We start from the raw sequence: 22670 nt of genomic DNA, 5'->3' as shown, positions 1-22670 counted from the left end.
CATTGTCCAGACGCCGCTTCAGGCGTCTGTCAGGGCCATGTCGGCGGCGCCGAGAATGCCGGCGGCCGTTCCGGAGCGGGCGGCGGCAAGTCGTGGCCTCAGTCTTTCAGCAAGGTGAAGATGTTCGGCTTTCACCCGGTCGAGAAAACCGGTGGCGAGACCGATCCCGCCGCCGACCACGATTTCATCCGGGTCGAACATCAGCTGAATGTCGGCCGTCAGGGCCGCGACCTTCTGGGCGGTCTTCGTGACAATGGCCTCGGCCCAGTCTTGCCCGGCCGCCGCTGCGGCAAAAACGCTGACTGCATCGCCGGCATGGCCGGTCCGTTCGGCTTCACTGGCGATGAAACGGCCGGATACCCGATCCTCGAGCGGGCTCATGCCGCCGGTCAGGCCGAAATGGCCGGCAAGGCCGGTAAGGAGCCTGCCATTGATCACGACGCCGCCGCCGATCCCGGTGGAGATGGTGAGAAAAACCAGAGAGGAGCCGGGATGGCCCGAAATCAGATACTCGCCCCAGGCGGCTGCCTGGGCATCATTGAAGGCGCGGGCAGAGACGCCGAAGATCGCGCTGGCGCGCTGTTCCAGCGGATAATTGGCGGGAATGGCAAGCGTCTTGGGGTTGAGCGCCTGCCAGCTGCCCTGATCGATCAGCCCGGTCGCGGCGATGCCGACATGGGTATAGCGGCCCCGCCAGGCTTTGGTTTTCTCGGCAATGGCGGCAAGCCAGGCATCCGGACCTTCCGCGCGTGCCGTGGCGATGGTAACGGTTTCGACGACGGTGCCGCCGGTCACCAGAGCGGCCATCGATTTCGTGCCGCCGATATCGAGCGCCAGCGCGGTACCGCTACGCCTGATGCTCGCTTTCTCCACCGCTTCGCGGAACCAGCCGGTGGCATGTTCGGTACGGGTGATTGCCGAGCCGACAACGACATTGCGGGCACCTGCGGCAATTGCCGCTGACGCTTGATCCGGCGTGCGGATGCGCCCTTCGGCAATGACATTCGGGGTCAGCGCGCGCATCGCCGCAATCAAGGCAAAGTCGGGCTCGACCGGCTCCGGGCCCGGGCCTGTATAGCCTGAAAGCGTGGTGCCGACGAAATCGACACCCAGCGCCAGCGCCCGTCTGGCGTCATCCAGGCTGGCGCAATCAGCCATGGTGAGCTTGCCATGGGCCTTGGCAGCCTTGACCAGTTCCGCCACCGTCACGGGGCGGATGCGGTCGGTCGCGTCAAAGGCAATCACATCTGCACCCGCTGTGACCAGATCCTCGACATCGGAAACAAAGGGCGTGATGCGAACGGGGCTGTCATCGAGATCGCGCTTGACGATTCCGATGATCGGAATTTTCACCGCCGGACGGGTCGCCCTGACATAGGCTGCCGACTCCACGCGGAGCGCTGCGGCACCGGCTGCCTCTGCGGCGGCGGCAAAGGCGGCCACGAAGATACCATCATCCATCGGTCCGTCCGGCACGGGCTGACACGATACGATGAGGCTGTCTGAACGAAATGCGTACTCCACGACGGACCCTCTTGTCATTCTTTTGCGAGGATTGGAGCGCAAAAAAGACCAGCGTGCAACCAGTTAATAACTGGTATTATCGTTGCAGCTCGAACACGAAGTCATACACGTCACCGCGGTAGTTGGTCTCGCAATATTCGACGACCTCGCCACCAGCCAGGAAGCAGCGCCGTTCGGTCACCAGCAAGGGCGAGGCTGGAGGGCAGGAAAGATAGCGGGCATCTTCGGCAGTGGCCGGCCGTGCCCGCATGCGCTGCACGGCGCGGTCGGGCAGGAAGCCACGTGCCGCAAGCGCTTCGTAGAGCGACTCCTTCACCATATCCGGTGCGGGCAGGAAGCGCTGGGGGATCGTTGCCGTTTCGACCGCGATCGGCTTTTCATCCGCAGTTCTCACCCGGCGCATGCGCATCACCATTTCATGGGCACCAAGGCCGAGCGCCATCATTTCTGTTGGTGATGGACGCGTTATTATCTTTGAAATCCAAAGACATCCTGGCTCCATGCCACGGGCACGGATATCTTCCGAAAAGCTGGTCAGCGTCGACAGGGATTTCTCCACCCGTGAGCCGATTTCCGTTCGCGCGCCATGGCGCCGCAGTAAAAGTCCTTCTTCTTCCAGCAGTGCAAAGCTCTTGCGGACCGTGACCCGGGAGAGCGAAAGCGCTTCGGCCAGCGCGCGTTCGCCGGGCAGGGTTTCTCCCGCCTTGAGCGCATTTGACAGGATGATGCCTTCAAGCGCTGATTTTAGTCGCTTGTAGAGCGGGATATCGGGCGAGGACTGGCCGAGATCCTGTCGCAGGATATCGAGGAGCTGGCGTGAAACAGACATGGCGCGGATCCGGGGCAAAAATTCTCTATTGGATCCATACTGGTATTAATCCGGTTTGGCAAATCCACGCCCCATCTGCTGATCGGGACCGGTACAGCGGCGCCATTGCCGGTGCGACGGCGGTGGCAGGAGGCTGGCCTTTTCCAGCAGCGCGGCCATTATCAGGCCGTAAAGCTGCGGCTGGCGCAGTGGCAATGCCGGGCTTATCCGCAGCGCCTCTGCCGCCAGCCGAAAGGCGGTGCCGCGTCCGGCACCAGTGCATAATGCATGCTGCGCCAGCCTGCTCAGATGCGTTGCCTCAGCAAGGCGCAGTGTCGAAGGAGACAGGCTGCGGTCGGCCCTGATCGCGGTTTTTCGGGCGGCTTCCCAGCCCGCGCGCCAGGCGGCGATGTCGTTCAGGAGCTGGCCGTCCTTGACCGGCTGGAAGACGACAATGTCGTTCATGCCCACAAGGCGGCGGCCGGAGGCCGCAAGGCGGATCAGCCATTCGGTTTCAGCCGTGCCGGCGATTGAGGCGTCGAACCCGCCGGAGGCAGTAAAGGCGTTGCGTGTGACCACGACATTGGAGCGGGTGCAGATGCCATCGCCAGCCAGCAGATCCGCTACCGTGAGTGCGACAGTGGATAGGCTTGATCTGGCCACGGCCTGTTCGGGGCGGTCGCGGAAGAAGGCGACCCTGCCGCAGACGAGATCGGGCGCATCGCTTTTTTCCAGCCGCCGCGCCACCAGATCGAGCTTGTCCAGCGACCACAGATCGCCAGGCTGAAGAAAGGCGAGGTAGCGTCCGCCAGCATGATTGAGGGCAGCGCGGTTGCAGGCTGCTGCCGGGTTGTTCTCGTGTTGCGTTATCAGCTTGATGCGGCTGCTGCGGCTGGCATAGGCGCGGGCGATTGCCAGCGTTTCATCTGTCGACCCGCGGTCGACAACGATGATCTCAAGATCCCAGAAACTCTGATCAAGGACCGCGGTGAGCGTCTGGGCCAGTGTCGAGGCGGCGTTGAAGCAAGTGATGATGACCGAAAATGTCGGCATGTTTGGTCTCCCTGGACCGGGTGCCTGGTCAAGGCGGGGCGCTGATAGCGGCTCTCGTGGCCAGTGCCTTGTGAACCGTGATTGCGCGCCCTCAATCTCGCCGGGCGGAAAAATTCAATCTGGATCCATATTGTAGTGGGGCGAGATAAGAGCGGGAGCGTGCCTAAGGTCATGCACCGGCCTCTTCGGCGCAGTGCGCTACGCTTTCGTATAGAAAAGCGACGGCGCGGGTGGCTAGCGCATCGGCTCGAAAATCGGAATCGATTTTCGAAGAGAACGATGCGTCAATTCAATAAGATCGAGCGTCCTGCTGCGTCCAAAAGGACGCACGGCGCTCTAATCGGCAGCGCCATAGCTGCGGGCAAAGGTCTTGATCGCGTTGAGCGTGCCCTTCGCCGTCAGATGGGCGCTCTCGCAAAGCGGCGCAATCTGCTGTGAATCGCCATGTTTTGCCGCCGATTCGACCTCGATGAGTTTCAGCCTGAGCACCGTTGCGCCGAAGACCGCAGCGGAGCCAGCCATCTTGTGGGCACAGGCGGCCAGCGCATCAAGATCGCTGCCTTCTGTCGGAGCATCACAGAAGCGATGGCGTGATTCCGCCAGCTCCTCGACGAAACGGTCGAGCTGCTGATTAAACAGTTTTCTGGGCAGAGCCTCGGCCAGTTCTCCGAGTGTCTGGAGGTCAAGCAGGTCCTCCGGCCGGTCTGAAGCAGGAGGCGGCGTCTCGTCTCTCTCCACCGATGCTGCGGCGAAGCGGGCGACCAGGTCTGAAACGGTTGCAGCGCGAAGCGGCTTGAGCATGATGTCCTGCATGCCGGCATCTTTCAGCCTTGCGCCATCTTCCGGCAGCGCATGGGCGGTGAGCCCGACAATCGGGGTGTTGCGGTTGGGGCCGTTCCCGTTGCGGATCATGCCTGTCGCGGCGATGCCATCGAGGCGGGGCATGCTGACATCCATGAGAATGAGATCGAAGCGGGCATTCTCTGCCTGTGCTACGCCTTCCTCGCCGTCACTTGCTTCCGTAATCCGGCAGCCGTGACGCTTCAGCATTTCCCGGGCAACGAAGCGGTTGGTCTCATTGTCTTCCACCAGCAGCACCGAAAGCGGGACAGTCTCACCGGGGTCCTTGCCCGCGGTCAGCGGTTCGGCTGTGGTTTTCTCCGCGGCGGCGGGCAGGGCGAGTGGCGGCAGTCGCAGGAAGAAACGGCTGCCATGGCCCGGCTCGCTGGTAACCCCGAGCGTGCCCCCCATCAGTTCTGTGATCCGGCGCGAAATGCCGAGGCCGAGGCCCGAGCCCGGCGCTGTGCGCTTGTAGGACGGATCCAGCATCACGAAATCGTCGAAAATCCGCGCGGCGTCTTCCTTGGAAATGCCGATGCCGGTATCGCTGACCGAGAACTCGAAAGTGCCGTCCTGCCGATGCTGTTGGGCCTTGAGCAGGATCGTGCCGTTTTCGGTGAATTTGACGGCATTGCCGATCAGGTTGATCAGAACCTGGCGCAGCGCCTGGCGATCCTGGATGAAGCTATCCGCGCCCTTGGAAATCTCTGTTTCAATCCTGTTGCCGCGTGCAATCGCCGCCGGTTCATTGATCTTCTTGAGCTCCGTGAGCAGCGGGGCCACCGGAAAACGGGTCGGCTGCAATCTTGTCGCTCCGGCCTCAATCCGGTTGATGTTCAAGACATCGTCGACATGGCGTTGCAGGATCTCGCCGGATGTGATTGCAGTCTTCACGTAATCGCGCTGTTTGGCCGTCAGACGGGTCTCGCTCAGCAGATCCAGAAGCCCCATGACGCCGTTCAGCGGCGTGCGCATTTCATGGCTCATGATGGCGAGAAAATCGGATTTCGCCTTGGCCGTTGCGAGTGCATCATCGCGCGCCTCGGCCATCGCCCTTTGTGCCAGACGGCGCTCGGAGATATCGCGCATGTAGGTGGTCAGGATTTGTCCGTCACCGTGGCGGGTCAGGCCGAGGGAGAGCTCAACCGGAATGGTTTCGCCATCGGCCCGCATGGCATCGATTTCCTGCCGTCCGGAGAGCAGGATATCGTCCGGTGCCTGCGCCAGCAGCTGTTGGCGGCGCTGGCGGTGCAGCTGCCTGTCCGTGGGCGGGATGATCAGGTTTTCGGCACTCTTGCCGATAACGCTGTCGCGGGTATAGCCGAAAAGCCGCTCGGCCGCGGGATTGAAATCAAGGATCGTTCCGGTTTCATTGGAGACGACAATGGCGTCAAGAGACGCATTGATGGCACTCTCGTAAAGGCGGTTGCGGGCCTTGAGTTCCTCGGTCCGAAATCGAGCAATGCGGAATTGCCAGATCAGCATGAAAAGGGCCAGCAGCATGGTGATGATGACACCGCAGGCAAGCAGAACGGTTTGCGTCAGGAGATGGGAAAAGGTTTCCCGTTCATAGTCGGCGTTGCGGGCAAGGGTGTCCACGCCGGCGAGGGCGATCTCGCGGACACTCGGCTGCATGGCCGCAAAATTCTGCTCAAGCCAGGGGATCCCTTCGGTCAGCACGGTGTCGCTGCCGTCGATCATCGGCAGGGCACCATCCAGAAGCAGCCTTATTTCCTTCAAGGCTGCGCCGGTTTTTGCGTCCGATGCGACATCGATAAAGACCGGCCCGGTCTGAAGGGTGTCAATGCGGCTGTAGAAAATGTCGAAGCGCTGACGCAGTTCGGCGAGCGATTCGGCCGTGGGGGCGTGTCCGACCGCATCGGCGGCTTCACGCAGGGTCAGAAGTTCAACCTGAAGCTGGGCGAGCGACCACTGAAGGTTGTCTTTTGAGCTTTCGCGCAGATCATTCAGTTCGCGCATAAGCTGCGATACCAGCACGCCGAGCAGGATCGTGACGACCAGCAAGGTGAGCCCTGCTGCAATGGAAAGGCGCTTCCAGTCGTGCCTTGCGGTCGTCGGATGTGTTTCAGCCTTGCGTCGGCTCATCGCGGCCTTGATCCTCCCCGGGACGGTCATCGACGGATATTACGCGAATTCCGTGCGTCTGTCTTGGGGCGGATGTTCAGATTCAACCTGTTAGCGCAATCCTTCCGGCCCGTGGGCGGATCCGTGCGACCTAGCGCATCGGCTCGAAAATCGGAATCGATTTTCGAAAAGAACGATTCGTGGATTCAATACGATAGAGCGTCCTGGTGCATCCAAAAGGACGACGGCTAGCGTTGCGATACGCTATTGCTGGGCTTGACCGCATAGAATGCACGTTTCTGGCGATACATTTCCTTATCGGCCCGGCGAATCGCTGTTTCCATGGGCTCACCCTCGGCACAAACGTCGATCCCGACGGAGATGCTCAAAGGGTGCTGGGAATAATACTGGTTGTTGATGTGCAGAAGCCGGCCGATATCGTCGGCCATCAGTGTGGCGTCCTCCAGCTGCGCGCCCGGCATGAGGACGGCGAATTCATCGCCGCCTATCCGTGCGACACAATTGGGCTGCGACACGGCCTCGTTCAGAACTTCGCCAAGCCGCCTGAGCAGGCTGTCGCCGGCATCATGGCCGAGTGTGTCATTGGCTTCCTTCAGCCCGTTCAGATCGATGATCAGGATCGCGACGGGGCGGAATGACTTGCGGTTCAGCCGGTTGATCTCATCGCTGTAGAAGGCGCGGTTATAGAGCTTTGTCAGCACGTCATGCTTGCCGAGATATTCCAGATAGGCCTCGGCCTTCTTGCGGGCGGTGATATCCGTCAGCGACACGAGCACCAGAGACCAGTCCTTCTCATATCCTGGAAAGACGGAAAACTGCAGCAGGACATAACGTTGCGAGCCGTCCAGCGCGTAGTTCATCACCTCGCGGACATGCATCAGCCGGCCTTCCCAAAGATCGATCAGCTGTTCGCGGAAAGGCTCCTGCATGTCGTCGCGGAAAATGATGTGCTGGTTCTGCAAAAGGGATTGCTGGTCCGGGGCGTTGAACAGCTCCAGGGTTGCCTGATTGACGTCGATAACCCGGATTTCACGCATGCACTGGCGCACGAATTCGGGGTGAACATCGGTGAAAACCCTGAGATCGGATATGCCGCGCTGGCGCAGATCTTCCATCATCAGGCGAATGCGGCTGAAATCCTCGACCCAGAGCGACACCGGCGAGTGCTCGAACAGGCCCTTGGCATAAAGCATCTGGCTGCGCTCCGCGCGGCGGGCATCCTCGAGCGCTGTCACATCCTGCGTTGTCACCAGAACGCGCTCGAGACTGTGCTCGGCGCCGGGCAGGACGGTGCCCTGAAGGTGGATATCGAGGCGCTTCCCGGTCAGCGTGTAATTCACGGTGTCGCTTGCAAAACTGGTCTTGCCCTCGAAAAGCTGGATCAGCTCGTTGAGGTGGGTCTCCATCATGTCGCCAGCGAACATGGTTTCAAGATTGGCGACCAGATGGCTGAAATCCCGCGCCTCGAAGAGTTCAAGCGTTCTGGCATTGACCCGCAGGACCTTGATGGCGCGCGCGCATTCAAGAACCTGTGCCGGGTGTTGCGTGAGAAAGCTGAGAATATCGCTGACGCCCTCACGGCGCCATCGCTCAAATATGGCTTTCACATCAGAGAAATCTTCGAGCCACATGGCCACAGGGGCCAGTTCGAACATCTGCGTTTCAGACGACTTATCGTTCACAGGTACTCTCTCGTTTTGGCAGATATGTTCTACTCAGGCAGCGGAACATTTCGGACCGGACTGTTCCAGCGGCCGGGGTAACCGGATCAGCCGCTTCGGAGAGGGGACATTAATACGGTTTACGTGCAAGTGAAAGCGCTGACATTATGCGCCATCGGAAGACGTTTTTTTCTGGTCACGGAATGTCCGTTCAACCCGTTTGCATGAAACCCATTTAAGACCAATCGCGTTGGACGCGTACCACCTCCCGGGCAAGCTGTCATCTTTGCTGGCGCTGCGGCCGCAGGATCAGTGCTATCCATCGGAAATTGATCACTGAATCTGATTTAATACATAAAAACCAGTATATTGGATGAATTTAAGGGGCGGTAGAGCCGGGTCGGTCATGCCGGGATCAGCGCGAATTCCACAGTATCCCGCCGTGCCGCAGGCGAGATATGTCATTCATCGCTTGCCAATTGCGAAATTCTGGTTCTTATTTGTTTTAGATTGGTATTGTTTCCGGCGCATTCGGGGGGAAGGCGATGGCGGATCTTCTGGTAAATCTCTATGCGCGCCGGTTTGAGGCGCTGTCTTCGGCGCGCGTGGCTGAGACTGTGACGGTACGCAGGGCTCTTCCGCCGGAGAGCCATTTCATCATTGAATGGGCCGAGAAAAATTTCAGCCGCTATTGGGCAAGTGAAGTTCAGGTGGCCATGGCGCAGAAGCCTCCGGGCTGTTTCATTGCCACAGATGCGGGACGGCTGGTCGGTTTTGCCTGCTACAATGCCACAGCGCGCGGTTTCTTTGGTCCTACCGGGGTGGATGAGGCCTCGCGCGGCAAGGGAATCGGCAAGGTTCTGCTTTACCGGGCGCTTCGGGCGTTGAAGGATGATGGCTATGCCTATGCCATCATCGGCGCTGCCGGTCCGACGGAATTCTACCAGAAGGCCGTGGGAGCGATCGTCATCCCGTCCGATGGCGAAGATATCTATCGCGGACTTCTCCGCGACAAACACCAGAGCTGAAAGTCGTCTGTCATGTCTTCAACGCCGCTTGCGCTTTTTGTCGGGATGCCGGGTCTCTCCCTGAGCGCGGATGAAATCGCCTTTTTCCGTGAGACCAATCCCTATGGCCTGTTTCTGTTTCGCCGGAATCTCGAAGAACCGGACCAGATCCGTGCCATGGTCGATCAGTTTCGTGATGCCGTCGGCCGCGCTGATGCACCTGTCTACATCGATCAGGAGGGCGGGCGTGTTCAGCGGCTGAACAATGGCAACTGGCCGCTGTTTCGGGCGCTGGGTGATTTCGGCGCCCTGGCGATGAAGGATATGGAGGCGGCGAAACGCGCACTGAAACTCTCGACGCTCGCCATGGGCTCAATGCTGTCCGAGCTGAAACTCGGCTCCGGCACCACCCCGGTGATCGATCTGCAGCTCAAGGGCATGCATGAGGTTATCGGCGGACGCGCTTTTTCCGATGACCCCGAAGTGGTCACCGAACTTGGCCGTATTGTCGTCGAGGCCATGCTTGCGGTCGGGTCGATGCCGATCATCAAGCATATTCCGGGCTATGGCCGCGTCACCGTCGATCCGCATCTCGAGCTGCCGACCATCTCGACACCGCTCGAGACCCTGTTTGCCTCCGATTTCAAGCCATTTCTGGCGCTGAAACATGCTCCCTGGGCCATGGTCGCCCATGTGATCTATTCCGAGATCGACCCGGCGACGGTCGCTTCCGTCTCCGCACCGGTCTGCGACTTTATCCGCACGCGCATGGGCTATGACGGCGTGCTGATTTCCGACTGCGTGACCATGGAAGCACTCAGCGGCTCCTGGGCATCACGCGTCGCCGGTGTGCTTGATGCCGGCTATGACATCGCGCTGCACAGCCAGGGCACGCTTGCTGACAGCGAGGCGGCGGCCAAAGCCGCCCGTCCACTGAGCGTCGACACGCTTGTGCGTCTCAAGCGCGCCGATGCGATGCTCGGCGAAAAGCGCGTCGATGTCGCAAAGACCCATGAAGAGGTCGAGGCGATTTTCAATACATTCAATATGGCCCGCAAGGCCTGACATAACGATCCGCAAAGAGGGGTCCCACCATGCAGAAATACCGCATCATTGTACCGCTTGCCTTAGCCCTTATGGCTTCGGCGTCCGTTGCATCGGCAGAGACGGTCCTGACCGTCAACTCGGAAAACACCACGACCTGGGTGCGCAACTTCAACCCGTTCAACCAGACCTCGGCGCGCTATTCGACGCCTGATTTCATCTATGAGCCGCTCGTGATCTTCAACCGCATTGACGGCAATAAGCCGGTCTTCCGTCTGGCTGAAAGCTATGAACTGGCGGATGATCTCAAAAGCATCACCTTCACGCTGCGTCCCGATCTGAAATGGTCAGACGGTGAGCCGCTGACGGCCGCCGATATCGTGTTCACCTATGACTATCTGAAGAAATTTCCTGCACTCGATGCCACCAGTATCTGGGGGCAGCTTTCCAGCGTTGAACAGGTCGATGCGCGCACGGTGACGTTCAATCTGAGCGCACCGAACTCGCTGATCGCCAATCTGATCGTCGCCGTGCCGATCGTGCCGGAACATGTCTGGTCGAAGATTGACGATCCGGTGACCTTTGCCAATGAAAATCCGGTCGGCAGCGGGCCGATGACGGAAATCACCCGTTTCACCCCGCAGGTCTATGAGCAGTGCCGCAACCCGAACTACTGGGACAATGATACGCTCAAGGTCGATTGCCTGCGCTTCCCGCAGCTGGCCGATAATCCGCAGACCCTTTCTGCCCTTGCCGATGGCACGCTCGATTGGGCGACAAGCTTCATTCCCGATATCGACAACACCTTTGTCAAGAAGGACCCGGAGCATAATCACTACTGGCTGACGCCGTCGAGCCTTGTCTCCTTCTCCTTCAACCTTCAGGCGCCAGACGAAAATAATCGCAAGGCCTTTGACAATGTCGATTTCCGCCGCGCGGTCTCGATGATGATCGACCGTCAGGCAATCGTCGATATTGCCGGCTATGGCTACCCGATCGTCAATGATGATCCGGCCGATCTCGGTGAAGTCTACAAGTCTTTCCTCAATCCGGAGGTGAAGGCCAAGTATGGCAAGTACACGACCTTCGATCAGGCGGGCGCCGAAGCGCTGCTCGACCAGGCCGGATTTGTGGATGCCGATGGTGATGGGTTCCGCGACAATCCGGATGGTTCGAAGATCTCGTTCTCGCTGGAAATCCCCAATGGCTGGACCGACTGGATCGATGCGGTGCAGATTGCCATAGAAACCATGCAGGCCGCCGGTCTTGATGTGAAGATGGCAACGCCGGAAGCCGCCGTGTGGACCTCTGACCTGATCGACGGGAAATATGACATGACGCTGAATGCGCTTGCCGCGGCGGCATCACCCTATTTCCCCTATATGCGGGCCTTCAACCCGGATGACATCGGCAAGAGCCGCTTTGCGGCCCAGCGCTGGCAGAGCCCCGAATTGATGGCCGTGCTTGATGAATACAAGCAGACCAAGGATCAGGCCAAGCAGAAGGACCTGCTCGACAAGGCGCAGATGATCGTTGCCGAAGGCTTCCCGGTGATCCCGGTCTATAACAGCCCGGCCTTCTATGAATATTCGACCAAACGCTTCACCGGCTGGGCGAATGCGGACAACCCCTTCGTTATCCCGGTTGTCTCCAACTACAATCCGGCCCGCCTGTTGCAGCTTCTGGCACTGAAGCCGGTTGCAGAATAGCACTGCCGCGATTTTCGCCGGTGCGTCCCTTGCGGCCGCGCCGGCGTTCTCCTTCCATCTCCAAGTGAAAGGACGAGAGGCGTATGGCCTTTCTGATGCGCCGCCTTGGCTTCTATCTGGCCGCCTTTCTTGCGGCGGCAACGATCAATTTCTTTCTGCCGCGCATGATGCCGGGCGATCCCATCCTGATGATGTTCGCTAGCGCCGGGTCGCAGCTGTCCGTTGAGAATATTGCCGCACTGAAACTGACTTTCGGTTTCATCGATGCGCCGCTGTGGCAGCAATATATCGCCTATCTGCAAAGCGTCTTTACCGGCGATCTTGGCATGTCGATCAAATATTTCCCGCTGCCGGTAACAGCACTTCTGGCGCGGGCTGCGGTCTGGACCATCGGCCTGATGGGGCTTGCGACCATTCTGGCCTTCGCGCTTGGCACCACGCTGGGCGTCCTTGCCGCCTGGCGGCGCGGTTCGCGCACCGACACCTCTGTTTCCATGCTGTCGATCTTCACCACCGCCATTCCCGCCGTGGTCGTGGCACTGGTGCTCCTGTTCGCATTTTCCTTCACGCTTGACTGGTTTCCCAGCGGCTATGCCTTTGATCCGATGCTGGATCCCGGCTTTAGCTGGGCCTTCATCGGCAGTGTTGCCTATCACGGCTTCCTGCCGCTGATGACCATGCTGATCGTGCTGACCGGCGGTTTTGCCGTGACCATGCGCAACAACATGATCAACCTGCTGGGCGAGGACTATATCACCATGGCCCGCGCCAAGGGCCTGTCCGACAGCCGCGTCATGTTCTGGTATGCCGCGCGCAATGCGCTTCTGCCGACAGTCTCCAACCTGGCGATAGCGCTGGGAACGGTGCTTGGCGGATCGCTGGTGACCGAGGTGGTGTTCAACTATCCGGGGCTTGGCAATACGCTCTATCAGGCGATCCTGGCGCGGGACTATCCGGTGATCCAGGGGCAGCTCTTGATCATGACCGGCGCCATGCTAGCCGCCAATTTCATTGTCGATCTGAGCTATGTCCTGCTCGATCCGCGTCTGAAGAGGAGCCGTTAGGTGAAAACACTGCTCTCAGGCCTTGTGAAGAACCGAAAGGCGGTGATCGGCCTTTCGATCATTCTGCTGATCGTGCTGGCCGCAATCCTGGCACCGCTTCTGACGCCTTTCGGCCCGACATCACGTGTCGGGCGTCCGCATCAGGCGCCATCATGGGATCACCTGCTTGGCACAACCCGTGTCGGACGCGATGTCTTCACGCAGCTTCTCTATGGTGCGCGCACTTCGCTTGCCGTCGGTTTCGGCGCGGGCTTCCTGATCACCGCGATCGGCACCATTCTCGGCATCATCGCCGGCTACAGGCGCGGGCTCACGGATGAGATCATCAACTTCTTCACCAATATGGTGCTGGTGATCCCCAATCTGCCGCTGCTGCTGGTGCTGGCCGCCTTTATCGGTCAGGCCAGCCCGCTGGTGATTGCGCTGATCCTCGGCTTTACCTCCTGGGCCTGGGGTGTCCGGGTGACGCGGGCCGAGACGCTTTCGGTGCGCGAGAAGGATTTCGTCAAGTCGGCGGAAATGCTGGGGGAGCCGCAATGGCGGATCATGGCGTTCGAGATCTTCCCGAATCTGATCTCGATCGTCGGCATCAATTTTCTCGGCAGCGTCATCTTCGCAGTGATTACAGAGGCCACGCTGGAATTTCTCGGACTTGGTGATCCGAATGCCGTGTCCTGGGGCGTCATGCTCTATAACGCGCAGAATTCCTCTGCGCTTACGGTCGGGGCCTGGTGGGATATGCTGGCGCCCTGCTTCGGGCTGGCGCTGCTTGGGGTGGCGCTGGCGCTTGTCAATTTTGCGATCGATGAGGTCGCCAATCCGCGGCTTCGAACGGCTGGCAGGCTCGGCCGATGGTTCGGCCTTGTGCGGGCCGGGGAGGGGCGGCTTTGATGGATCCCATACTTTCCGTGCGCAATCTTTCGATTGACTATATTGGCGAGGCTGAAGACTTTCACGCGGTTTCGGATGTCAGTTTTGATATTGCCCGGGGCGAGTTCTTCGGTCTGGCTGGCGAGAGCGGCTGTGGCAAGTCCACCATCGCCTTTGCCGTCAGCCGGCTGCACAAGCCGCCGGCGCTGATCCGTCAGGGGGAAATCATCGTCGCCGGGCGCAATGTGCTCGATCTCGACAGCAAGGCGCTTTCGAAATTCCGCTGGGCCGAGGTGGCGATGGTGTTTCAAAGCGCCATGAATGCGCTCAATCCCGTGCTGACCATCGAAAGCCAGTTCTATGATGTGCTCAAGGTGCATCGCGGCATGAACCGGGCTGAGGCGCGGGAGCGGGCGGCCGAACTGCTGGCGCTGGTCGATATTCCCGCCGACCGGCTGAAATCCTATGCGCATCAGTGCTCCGGCGGCATGCGGCAGCGGATCGTCATTGCCATCTGCCTGGCGCTCGATCCCAAGCTTCTGATCATGGATGAGCCGACCACGGCGCTGGATGTCGTGGTGCAGCGCGAGATCATGCAGCGCATTGATCAGCTGCGGCGTGAACGCGGCTTTTCTGTCCTGTTTATCACCCATGATCTGGGCCTGATGGTGCAGGTCTCGGACCGGATTGGCATCATGCTCGAGGGCAGGCTGGTCGAGACCGGGACCGCGCAGCAGATCCATAATGACCCTCAGCACCCCTATACGCGCAAGCTATGGGCTTCCATGCCACGCCTGCACGGTCAGCAAATTCGTGGAGAAGACGATTGACGGGCACTGATGACGCAATCCTGCGGCTTGATAAAGTCTCGAAGGTCTTTGCCGGGACGCCGCCGGTCTATGCCGCGCGTTCGGTGTCCTTTGCGCTGCGGGCCGGGCGCACGCTGGCAATGGTCGGGGAATCCGGCAGTGGCAAGACCACCTGTGCCCGCCTGCTCATGCGTGAATACAGCGCCGACAGCGGCACGATCTCCTTTCGCGGCGCGCCACTTTCGGAGCAGCGCATGGGAGACTATCGCCGTTCGGTGCAAATGGTGTTTCAGGATCCTTTCGCGGCTCTGAATCCGGCCCATTCCATCGCCTATCATCTCGAGCGGCCGCTGAAGCTGCATCGGCGCGATCTCGACCGGCGGGCGCGGCTGGCGGAAATGCGCCGCCTGCTTGCCGAGGTTCGTCTCGATCCGGAGCAGATGCTCGCCAAATTTCCGCATGAACTGTCGGGCGGTCAGCGCCAGCGCATTGCCATAGCCCGCGCACTCGCCGTCCGACCTGAGGTGATTGTCGCCGATGAGCCGACATCAATGCTGGATGTATCGGTCCGGCTCGGCATCCTCAACCTGTTGAACCGGATGAAGCGGGAGCACCGTCTGGCGCTTTTCTACATCACCCACGATATCGCCACGGCGCGCTATGTCGCTGACGATATCATGGTTATGCTCTCGGGGCAGGTGGTTGAGTGGGGGCCGGTTGACGCCGTGCTGACCAATCCGGCCCATGCCTATACGCGCCTGCTGCTGTCTGCCGTTCCTGATCCCGATGTCCGCCTGGCGGATGGCCGTGCGTTTGCAGCGGCGGAGGTTGCGGAGATTCGCGCCGCAGCTGGAGATCATGCCAGAACCATCACGGTTGGCGCCGGACACTTTATCTGCAGTTAAGGGGGGGCATCAGGTAAGATGCTGACATCCGGGCGCATTATTCATTATTTGTTTTTAACGTTTGCAATCCGTTTTAAGTGCTGACCGGATGCAAGTGTTTGTATTTTTGAAAATCGGTGCATTTCAGATAATTAATGTTAAGGGTTCTGAATATTCACTAAGCAAAAAGGAAATTTTCTAACTTATATTACGTAGATATAAATCTGGTCGACTTTCATTTAGGAGGCCTGAACATGAATAATATCCCTAGCGGAGCTGCCGGAGCGCATCAGATAGTCAGGCCTTCGAGCACGATTGCGCCCCCCGCTATCTTTTCGGCAATCAATCGGAATGCCGGCCAAGGGCTTGAATCGGGCGATGCCGATCTGGCCGCCCGTGATGCCACGCTGAGCTCTTGTTTTGGTCGGGCGCCGGCTGCTGCTGCCAGAGCAGATTCTGCGATGCTATCGTCGCGCACGGGTTCCGTCGGGTCGTTTGATGGCACTTCGGCGCCGTCGAGCCTGTTCAAGGCCGGGGCTGATGGCGTGACGGACGGGGTTCTGGAGCGCTCGCCCGAGCGATGCACGCGCGAGGCGCCAAGTGTGAACCTAGGCAACGTCTTGAGCCTAGACCATGTCTGGCCAGATTTGAAACGCGGTCAAAACATAGTTTCTGCAGACCATGGCAATCTTGAAGTCCGCGAAGGCGGCGATATCGCTCTTCGCTTCGGCAAGAACCTGAGTTGGCCAAAGGCACTTCTTAAGGGTATCCGAAAGGATTTACTCTCCGTCCAGTCCGAAATCGTCATCGACAAAAGCCAGTTGGCGGTCGATTTCAAGAAACTATGGCTCGGACCTGGTTCAACGCTTGTGGCACAGGTCAGCGACAAGGATCGTCCGCAGGACCTGTACAATATTCAAATTGACCTCAAGCTGGAACCGGGCGAACAAAAGGCCGACTTCGTGCCGGGCAATCATGCAAAGCTACAAGAGGGGCAAGGCGCGGTTCCATTTAAAATTCGACTTGATTTCAGGCCATGTGACGAAGCATTGCGATTCGTAGATCCGATGAAGATTCCGGCAAAAAATGGCGACGAAGAGGGGCTTTTGTATGTTCGCCCCGGCTCAAATCAAGTTGTGTTCAGGTCGAATTCATCCGGACAGGAAACCGAGATAGAATCGAAGGGGAAAACCAAAATCGTCGGCCTGAGGCGCTTCGGCGAAAATGTTGAGATTTTGCGCGAGGGCAGGGCATCCGTCTATTTGAAGGCCGATGGCCTCGAGGCGGATCACATCTACGACAAATCCCGTCGTCTAGGGTCACATATATATGCTCCGGGTGCCCGCAATGTGAACGACCGATCGAAAACATATTCCACCAGAACGGCGTTCTCTTTCAAAAGAGATATTGTCCGCAAAGGGGCGGGCGACGGTGTGCATAAATCTGACACCAGGGCTGAAATTTGGACGGCGGTTCAAGGTGTCGCGAAAACGGTGGCCTTAACAGCCGTCGGAACGGGATTCCAGAAGATTGGCGTAAATGGAGGTGTTACTGCAGCTTTCAAGGCAGGCGCAAGTAACCTTGATGGTTTATCGTCTGGCGCAGTCGGAGTATTGTCAAATACGTCAGATTATCAAAGGGTTGTCAATAAAGGAAACGATGCCAAGAGGAATATTGAGGAAAACTATTCGCAATTGAAGGGGCTTTTGCGTGACCCGGACTCGGCACTCGATCGCGTAATTCAATGCAAAAACAATAATAGATCAAAAAGTATTAAAGAAATTGAATCAATGAATATAGTCAATGCTTTGAGGCTTGTTGAAAAGAATAATGGGGTGATGGAGGCGCCTGCTGAAAATATTCAATTCGGTAAAAAAGTCGATAAGGAGAATAATAAAATTCTTCCTGTTATTGCATTGCGGTGTCGTGAAACAGAGGAGTCCATTCATGAAATTCTGGCGCGACATGATTTTTCGGATGATGATAGGAGAAATCTCAGGCTTCTCAGGACAAGACTGTACCGTTTCAGGAAAGATATCGCTCGCGTTCAAAGCAATGAGGAATCCGTAAGTGACCTGAATGTTCGCAAACTGGCAGCGGCGGTGATTTCTGCCAAGGTGTTGGTATCCTCCCTGGCACGCGACCGTTCCTCCGGTAAGGCGAGTGAGCTTTATGATGCGACACAGCGCGGCTTCGATAGCTGGAGTGAAAAAATTTCAGAATTGGTGGAGCCAGGTGAACTGTACGCACAGCTGGATTCAGCATCAAGCGTAGCAATGCACCGTCAGATGGCTGCCGAGCGAGACGCGACCAATCGCATACTGAACACGGGCCCGAATGTGTTGAGCAACCGGCTACTGGAGCGTGCTGCAGTAGAGGGGAGTTCCAGTTTCATTGATGCTGTCCAGAAACTGCTCCCGCAGTCAGGAAGCTCCATTTCATTTTCCAGTGGCCGCTCCATGGAGTGGAAGTGCGCTGCCGGTTACGGGGTTGGTAATTTTGCTGTTTCTGCTTCTTTCAGTCGAAGCAAGGTCGGCGGTTCTACAATTGAAGTCGAAAATGTCGGCGGTGATGTGTTTCAGATTCGAGTAAGGGCCAAATCAAAACAAGCGCTTGGTGCCGAAGCAAATGTCAAAGTCTTGTTCGGTAACGCCCTTGCACTTCCGTCTGTTTCGAGTTCGGTCGTCAATGCGGAGACGGGGCTCGCGCTCGGCGGGGTCGCCGGGTGGACGAAAGAGACGCAGGATGAGCTCGTCTTCTATCAATCCAGCGACAGGATCAGCGATACGCTCAAGGTTCTGTTGGGCGAGAAGAAGGCGGATCCTTCGCAGCCGCTTGGTATCTTTAATGTCGGGCATTCCGCCGAAACCGCCACGAACATCGCAGCGGAGCTGAAACTCAAAGCGTCGCTGATAGCCGACGTCGAAACGGGAGTTCAAGTTTCGCGCAAGACACTCGAGCGTAACGATAATGGCAAGATGTCCGCGACGACTTCGAGTTCCTTGGAGGGAACTGCCTCAGTCTCGTTCCCGCTTAATATCTATACGCGTAACGAGGGACCTCTTCCTCCCGGCGTGCTGAAGAAAGAAGGGCTGACGAGCCAGGCCAGTGGTTATGCTGATCAGAAAAGCGTCTTCAATGCCATGAAGGAGTCGAGATTGCCGCAAGCCTTCCGAACAAAACTCCAGAGCATGAATGCCGACCTTGAAGAGATCGCCAGGCATGCGCCGCGCGACACTGTTGATAAGCTCAGCAAATTGAAAGATCAGCTTACGGCGACCTTGCTTGAGACCATGCAGTCGAAAACCCTTGTCTTCGAGGGCGCAGACTTTGTCAAAGCGCCTCTCACATTCGCAAAAGACAGGGACGACCTGCTGCATAAAGCGCTGGCGAGTATCAATAAGCCGGCCTCCCTCGTCGAGAATTTTGGCAATGGACCTTTGACAATCGGCGATTGGATAAGCAAGGACAAGCCTGTCACGTTTGAGGGTGAGAAGGCCGGTGCAGGTTGGGTAAACACGATCGTTTCATCGATCAGAAACAACTCGGTGACAAATAAGCATGCCGGGTCCTTAGCGATTGTTTCTCATGTTCATTACGATCTTGATGCAAGCAAAGTCGAGAGGGCGCTTGACAGCTATGCCCGGACCCTTTCGGAATTTGCAGGCAAAACAAGGTCGCGGGCTCCAGATTCTGCTGATGCGACTGACGGCGCGGATTACCGCCTGTCTGCTAAGCCTATCAAGATCGATTACAAAGACCTGCAGGACGTATGCGAGAGAAAATCAATCCTGGTCAGCGATGCAGCGACGCAGGTTATGGCTTCGCGCGTGCTGAATCGGATCGCATTTCAAGAATTCCATTCCATGGAAGATTCGTCGAAACGCGATTCCGTTTTCGGTGGTCGGAAGGAAGGGGTTGCCGCAGGCGTGACATACAGGGCTCCGGCAGGCACGCTCATCGCTGTGCATAAGGACGGGTTTCCGGCGAAACTGCCTTTCTCATGGCAAATGGAAGGACTGAGTGGCATGTTGATGAGTTCCCCGAAAATTTGAATGTGGTGATGCAGCACCGATCGTTCAGGGTCATTCAGCCCGGCGACGGCGGGGACATCCACAAGAGCGCCGAAAAGGCCCGAGAGGGCCTTTTCAGGTCAACTTGCTCTATCGTTGGCAATGCGAAAGCATGACCATCAGAAATCCCGCTCAAGCCGGAACCAACCGAAGACGTTTTGCTGATTCCAGTCGCTGCTCAGGAAGGCATAGTTGATGTTTGCCTTGGCGTGCAGATCCTTGACCACTTCCCAGTCCACCACCGTACCGGCTTCCCAGAAGGTCCTGTTATTGCTGGCGACGTTGTACTGAACCTGGGGCACCAGAACGACGTTGTCGGCAACGTTGAAATAATAGTCTGCAGCAACGGCATATTTCATGTAGGTGCCGGCAATGGGCGAGTCATTCCAGTTATTTGCGGTGAAATCCGGTGCATATGGCGTCATTGCGCTGGCGTAGAGGCCTGCAAGTTCAAAGGTTCCCGGACCGATGCCGAAGCCGGTCATCAAGCGTAGGGCCGTGGCATTGTCGTAGCCGTCGTAGGCACCATCCAGCTTGATATAATGAGAATCGGAAAGCGCGTAGGCTAGACGGCCGGAAATGCCGAGCTTTACCGAGTTTGCGCCCGTGTCGCTTGCGCTCAGGGCATCGAGCGCCAGGCCCGCCGTGAAGCCATTGGCGGCATAGGCGACACGGATGGAGTTGTTCTTGGTGACGTTGTCGATCTTGTCGAGCTCACCATAAAGGTCGTCATCCCAGTAGGACTTGAAGTAACCGGCGCGCAGCTGAACTGCTGAACCCACATCGATATAGGCGTTGTCCAGCTCCACCTCGGTGCCGTCGCCATTGGCATAGGCATAGATCATCGGCTGGAAGACGGATGACAGGACGCCGATTTCGGTATCCGTCTTGGTGGTGATCGACAGAAGCGCCTTTGCATAAGGCGACCAGTCGCCATCGATCGTTGAGCCGGTATCGATCCCCCCGAACTTGACTTCAAAACGCACATATCCGCCGATCTGCAGGCAGGTTTCCGAACCCGGAACGTAGAAATATCCTTTGCCGAAGGCATCGCAGACTTCAACATTTTGATGCGACACCGGCTCCACGATAATGGCGGTGTTGTTGACCGAATCTGCCGCATAACCCGACGTTACCGTCGAGAGAGCCGCAGCGGATCCCAATAGAAGGCTTTTCAAGTTCATACCCTGATCTCCGAACTTCGTTTATTCTTATTTTTTGCAGTTATCATGTCCCCAGAGTGCTGCGCATTACGCATAAACTCGATGATCTGCAACCCAAGCATACATTTCAGGCTGAGATTTACAATCTATTGAAAGAATATGATCGGAATTTCGATCATTGTTTTTGGAGATGTTGTTTCTTGGCAACGGTGCATTTTTGTTTTGTTATCTTTTTTGAGATTTTTATTGTATATAAAGAATATATTTCTTGCGATGCGGCTTGTTGCAATGCGGGGTTTTATGAGGCCGAAAAGGCGTCCGGACTGCTTGCCTGTGATAATTGATTGGAGTAAGAGCTCTATTGACGGGGCCGTAGCTCAGCTGGGAGAGCGCTGCAATCGCACTGCAGAGGTCGGCGGTTCGATCCCGCTCGGCTCCACCATTTCCGGTCATGATCGTGACGTTTGATGGCGTAGCGCAGGGCGGGTCAATTCGCATCTTCGGGCAGTTGTGGCAATGGCATGATCTCGATGCCTTCGTCGATGAGCGCGCGCACCTCGTCGGCCTTCGCCTCACCGATAATGCCGCGTTCCTTCGCCTCACCATAGTGGATCTTGCGCGCTTCCTCGGGAAACCGCGTCCCGACATCTTCGCTGTTGGCACGAATCGCGGCAACGGCTTCGCGAAGCTTGGCAGCCGCTTCGCGCTCAGCCTTCTTCACGAGACGCTGCTGCTTTTCTTCCTGCTTGCGCGCGGTGGAAACGGAAGGTGCCATCAGCGATTTCTCCACCCGTGCTGATCCGCAGACGGGGCAGGTGAGAAAGCCGCTCTCGACCTGCCGGTCGAAGTCGTCGCTCCCGGCAAACCAGCCGTCAAATCCATGTCCGTTGTCGCAGGTCAGTGCGTAATGGATCACGCCTGTATCTCCTTGTCAGGGCGCTGAAGTTTCGAGCGTGAAGGGGCGGATATTCTTCAGGTTGGGGATCTTGGCGCGGGCGGCCCTGACAGCGGCGCTGTCGATTTCGGCCATGACGATCGCCTCGCCTTCACCGTCGGCCTCCGCCATGATGCGTCCCCAGGGGTCGATGATGATGGAATGGCCATAGGTCTCGCGCCCGTCTTCATGCCGGCCGGCCTGGGCGGCAGAAATCATGAAGGCGCCGTTCTCGATGGCGCGGGCCCGCTGCAGCACATGCCAGTGTGCCTCGCCCGTCTGGCGCGTGAAGGCCGCAGGCGCGGACAGGATTTCGGCCCCGGCAAGCGCCTGGGCGGTGAACAGATCAGGGAAGCGGACGTCGTAGCAGATCCCCATGGCAATCCTGGCCAGCGGGGTGTCGATCACAGCTGCCCTCTCGCCCGGCCTGTAGACTGCGCTCTCGCGCCAGCTTTCACCATTGTCGAGATCGACATCGAACATATGGATCTTGTCATAGCGTGCCAGAATAGTGCCTTCGGGCGAAAACAGAAAACCGCGATTGGCGATCATGCCATCATCAAGGGCGATGGCGGTTGAACCGATATGGAGATGGATGCCGAGATCCCGTGCAAGGCTGGCGGCCTTCGCAACGACCAGATCATCGGCTTCACCACGCAGTACCGCCCTGAGACCGGCGCGATCCTTTTGCACCGCACCCGTCATTTCCGGCGTCTGGATATAGCCTGCACCGCGGTTCGCGGCCTCGCGCACCAGTGTTTCCATCGCCGCGACATTTTTCGCCGGGCTGGTGGTCGAACAGAGCTGGATGGCTGCTGCGGTGAATGTCATTCAGCGCTTCCCTCTTCTGCGAGCATCGGGTCCAGCCGGCCTTCGGCGTCAAGCGCATAGAGATCGTCGCAGCCGCCGACATGGTGGCCATTGATGAAGATCTGCGGGAAGGTGGCCCGCCCGCCGGAACGGCCGATCATCTCGGCGCGCGCGGATGGCGTTTCCGTGGCGTTGAACTCGGTGAACGCGGCACCCTTTTCCGTCAGAAGCTGCTTGGCGCGCATGCAGAAGCCGCAAAATTCACGCGTGTAGATTTCAATCCTGGCCATGGCCTCGTCACTCTCGAATGT

Annotated in this window: 17 protein-coding genes and 1 tRNA gene; 9 read left to right on the top strand and 9 right to left on the bottom strand. The window is 58.1% G+C overall.

All coding sequences use genetic code 11. From position 1 onward, the window contains the following. Positions 1-18: 18 nt before the first annotated feature. The 5 genes from HCK86_RS15145 to HCK86_RS15125 all read right to left on the bottom strand — a co-directional run bounded on the left by HCK86_RS15145 (position 19) and on the right by HCK86_RS15125 (position 7986). The gene (locus tag HCK86_RS15145; RefSeq protein WP_176085305.1) at positions 19-1542 is read right to left on the bottom strand and encodes a putative N-acetylmannosamine-6-phosphate 2-epimerase; all 1524 of its coding nucleotides are present in this window, start codon (positions 1540-1542) and stop codon (positions 19-21) included. 58 nt (positions 1543-1600) lie between these two features. Further along, on the bottom strand, positions 1601-2353 hold the full coding sequence (locus HCK86_RS15140) for a GntR family transcriptional regulator (protein WP_176085304.1): 753 nt from the start codon (positions 2351-2353) through the stop codon (positions 1601-1603). A gap of 45 nt (positions 2354-2398) precedes the next feature. Then, entirely contained in the window at positions 2399-3385 is a 987-nt protein-coding gene (locus HCK86_RS15135; RefSeq protein WP_176085303.1) for a glycosyltransferase, read from the bottom strand. A 336-nt stretch (positions 3386-3721) separates the two neighbouring features. Beyond that, complete coding sequence (locus HCK86_RS15130) at positions 3722-6331, bottom strand: ATP-binding protein (protein ID WP_176085302.1); 2610 nt, start codon at positions 6329-6331, stop codon at positions 3722-3724. Between the two features lie 227 nt (positions 6332-6558). Beyond that, on the bottom strand, positions 6559-7986 hold the full coding sequence (locus HCK86_RS15125) for a sensor domain-containing diguanylate cyclase (protein ID WP_176085370.1): 1428 nt from the start codon (positions 7984-7986) through the stop codon (positions 6559-6561). 551 nt (positions 7987-8537) lie between these two features. Here HCK86_RS15125 and HCK86_RS15120 point away from each other — a divergent pair. From HCK86_RS15120 to HCK86_RS15085, 8 genes are all read left to right on the top strand, one after another. Beyond that, positions 8538-9020 carry a GNAT family N-acetyltransferase gene (locus tag HCK86_RS15120; protein WP_176085301.1) on the top strand — a complete coding sequence of 161 codons (483 nt, stop codon included), beginning with the start codon at positions 8538-8540 and terminating at the stop codon, positions 9018-9020. Positions 9021-9032: 12 nt separating this feature from the next. Continuing rightward, on the top strand, positions 9033-10064 hold the full coding sequence (locus HCK86_RS15115; protein WP_176085300.1) for a glycoside hydrolase family 3 protein: 1032 nt from the start codon (positions 9033-9035) through the stop codon (positions 10062-10064). Positions 10065-10093: 29 nt separating this feature from the next. Beyond that, positions 10094-11752, top strand: coding sequence for an ABC transporter substrate-binding protein (locus HCK86_RS15110; protein ID WP_176085299.1), 1659 nt, complete (start codon positions 10094-10096; stop codon positions 11750-11752). An 83-nt stretch (positions 11753-11835) separates the two neighbouring features. Next, positions 11836-12816: an ABC transporter permease gene (locus HCK86_RS15105; protein ID WP_176085298.1), complete on the top strand. Its 981-nt coding sequence runs from the start codon at positions 11836-11838 to the stop codon at positions 12814-12816. 9 nt (positions 12817-12825) lie between these two features. Next, positions 12826-13707 (top strand): ABC transporter permease, encoded by an 882-nt coding sequence (locus HCK86_RS15100; protein WP_176085369.1) that lies wholly within the window; start codon positions 12826-12828, stop codon positions 13705-13707. Further along, the gene (locus HCK86_RS15095; protein ID WP_176085297.1) at positions 13704-14516 is read left to right on the top strand and encodes an ABC transporter ATP-binding protein; all 813 of its coding nucleotides are present in this window, start codon (positions 13704-13706) and stop codon (positions 14514-14516) included. The genes HCK86_RS15100 and HCK86_RS15095 overlap by 4 nt, the downstream gene beginning before the upstream one ends. Then, the gene (locus HCK86_RS15090) at positions 14513-15400 is read left to right on the top strand and encodes an ATP-binding cassette domain-containing protein (RefSeq protein WP_246739622.1); all 888 of its coding nucleotides are present in this window, start codon (positions 14513-14515) and stop codon (positions 15398-15400) included. The genes HCK86_RS15095 and HCK86_RS15090 overlap by 4 nt, the downstream gene beginning before the upstream one ends. Before the next feature lie 233 nt (positions 15401-15633). Continuing rightward, entirely contained in the window at positions 15634-19434 is a 3801-nt protein-coding gene (locus HCK86_RS15085; protein ID WP_176085295.1) for a hypothetical protein, read from the top strand. Between the two features lie 137 nt (positions 19435-19571). On the opposite strand, the gene HCK86_RS15080 is transcribed toward HCK86_RS15085, so the two are convergent. Next, positions 19572-20636, bottom strand: a complete 1065-nt coding sequence (locus HCK86_RS15080; protein ID WP_176085294.1) for a porin — start codon at positions 20634-20636, stop codon at positions 19572-19574. 345 nt (positions 20637-20981) lie between these two features. Here HCK86_RS15080 and HCK86_RS15075 point away from each other — a divergent pair. Next, positions 20982-21057, top strand: a tRNA-Ala gene (locus tag HCK86_RS15075). Positions 21058-21102: 45 nt separating this feature from the next. Here the strand turns inward: HCK86_RS15075 and HCK86_RS15070 are convergent. The 3 genes from HCK86_RS15070 to grxC are packed head-to-tail and all read right to left on the bottom strand — an operon-like array spanning position 21103 to position 22649. Continuing rightward, positions 21103-21531: a DUF1178 family protein gene (locus tag HCK86_RS15070; protein ID WP_176085293.1), complete on the bottom strand. Its 429-nt coding sequence runs from the start codon at positions 21529-21531 to the stop codon at positions 21103-21105. A gap of 15 nt (positions 21532-21546) precedes the next feature. After that, positions 21547-22380, bottom strand: a complete 834-nt coding sequence (locus tag HCK86_RS15065) for a carbon-nitrogen hydrolase family protein (RefSeq protein ID WP_176085292.1) — start codon at positions 22378-22380, stop codon at positions 21547-21549. Continuing rightward, a complete protein-coding gene (gene grxC, locus HCK86_RS15060) occupies positions 22377-22649 on the bottom strand; it encodes a glutaredoxin 3 (protein WP_176085291.1) in 273 nt (90 codons plus the stop codon). The genes HCK86_RS15065 and grxC overlap by 4 nt, the downstream gene beginning before the upstream one ends. Positions 22650-22670: the final 21 nt, after the last annotated feature.

The organism is Martelella sp. HB161492, from assembly GCF_013184775.1.
Lineage (GTDB): Bacteria > Pseudomonadota > Alphaproteobacteria > Rhizobiales > Rhizobiaceae > Martelella.
This window is presented reverse-complemented; position numbering and strand designations above follow the sequence as displayed.

What these genes read in the sequence shown, in the direction of transcription:
- HCK86_RS15125 (WP_176085370.1), bottom strand. Translation starts at nt 7,986, where the DNA reads ATGTTCGAACTGGCCCCTGTGGCCATGTGGCTCGAAGATTTCTCTGAT.
- HCK86_RS15065 (WP_176085292.1), bottom strand. Translation starts at nt 22,380, where the DNA reads ATGACATTCACCGCAGCAGCCATCCAGCTCTGTTCGACCACCAGCCCG.
- HCK86_RS15080 (WP_176085294.1), bottom strand. Translation starts at nt 20,636, where the DNA reads ATGAACTTGAAAAGCCTTCTATTGGGATCCGCTGCGGCTCTCTCGACG.
- HCK86_RS15140 (WP_176085304.1), bottom strand. Translation starts at nt 2,353, where the DNA reads ATGTCTGTTTCACGCCAGCTCCTCGATATCCTGCGACAGGATCTCGGC.
- HCK86_RS15085 (WP_176085295.1), top strand. Translation starts at nt 15,634, where the DNA reads ATGAATAATATCCCTAGCGGAGCTGCCGGAGCGCATCAGATAGTCAGG.
- HCK86_RS15135 (WP_176085303.1), bottom strand. Translation starts at nt 3,385, where the DNA reads ATGCCGACATTTTCGGTCATCATCACTTGCTTCAACGCCGCCTCGACA.
- HCK86_RS15130 (WP_176085302.1), bottom strand. Translation starts at nt 6,331, where the DNA reads ATGAGCCGACGCAAGGCTGAAACACATCCGACGACCGCAAGGCACGAC.
- HCK86_RS15105 (WP_176085298.1), top strand. Translation starts at nt 11,836, where the DNA reads ATGGCCTTTCTGATGCGCCGCCTTGGCTTCTATCTGGCCGCCTTTCTT.
- HCK86_RS15120 (WP_176085301.1), top strand. Translation starts at nt 8,538, where the DNA reads ATGGCGGATCTTCTGGTAAATCTCTATGCGCGCCGGTTTGAGGCGCTG.
- HCK86_RS15115 (WP_176085300.1), top strand. Translation starts at nt 9,033, where the DNA reads ATGTCTTCAACGCCGCTTGCGCTTTTTGTCGGGATGCCGGGTCTCTCC.
- HCK86_RS15110 (WP_176085299.1), top strand. Translation starts at nt 10,094, where the DNA reads ATGCAGAAATACCGCATCATTGTACCGCTTGCCTTAGCCCTTATGGCT.
- HCK86_RS15145 (WP_176085305.1), bottom strand. Translation starts at nt 1,542, where the DNA reads ATGACAAGAGGGTCCGTCGTGGAGTACGCATTTCGTTCAGACAGCCTC.
- grxC (WP_176085291.1), bottom strand. Translation starts at nt 22,649, where the DNA reads ATGGCCAGGATTGAAATCTACACGCGTGAATTTTGCGGCTTCTGCATG.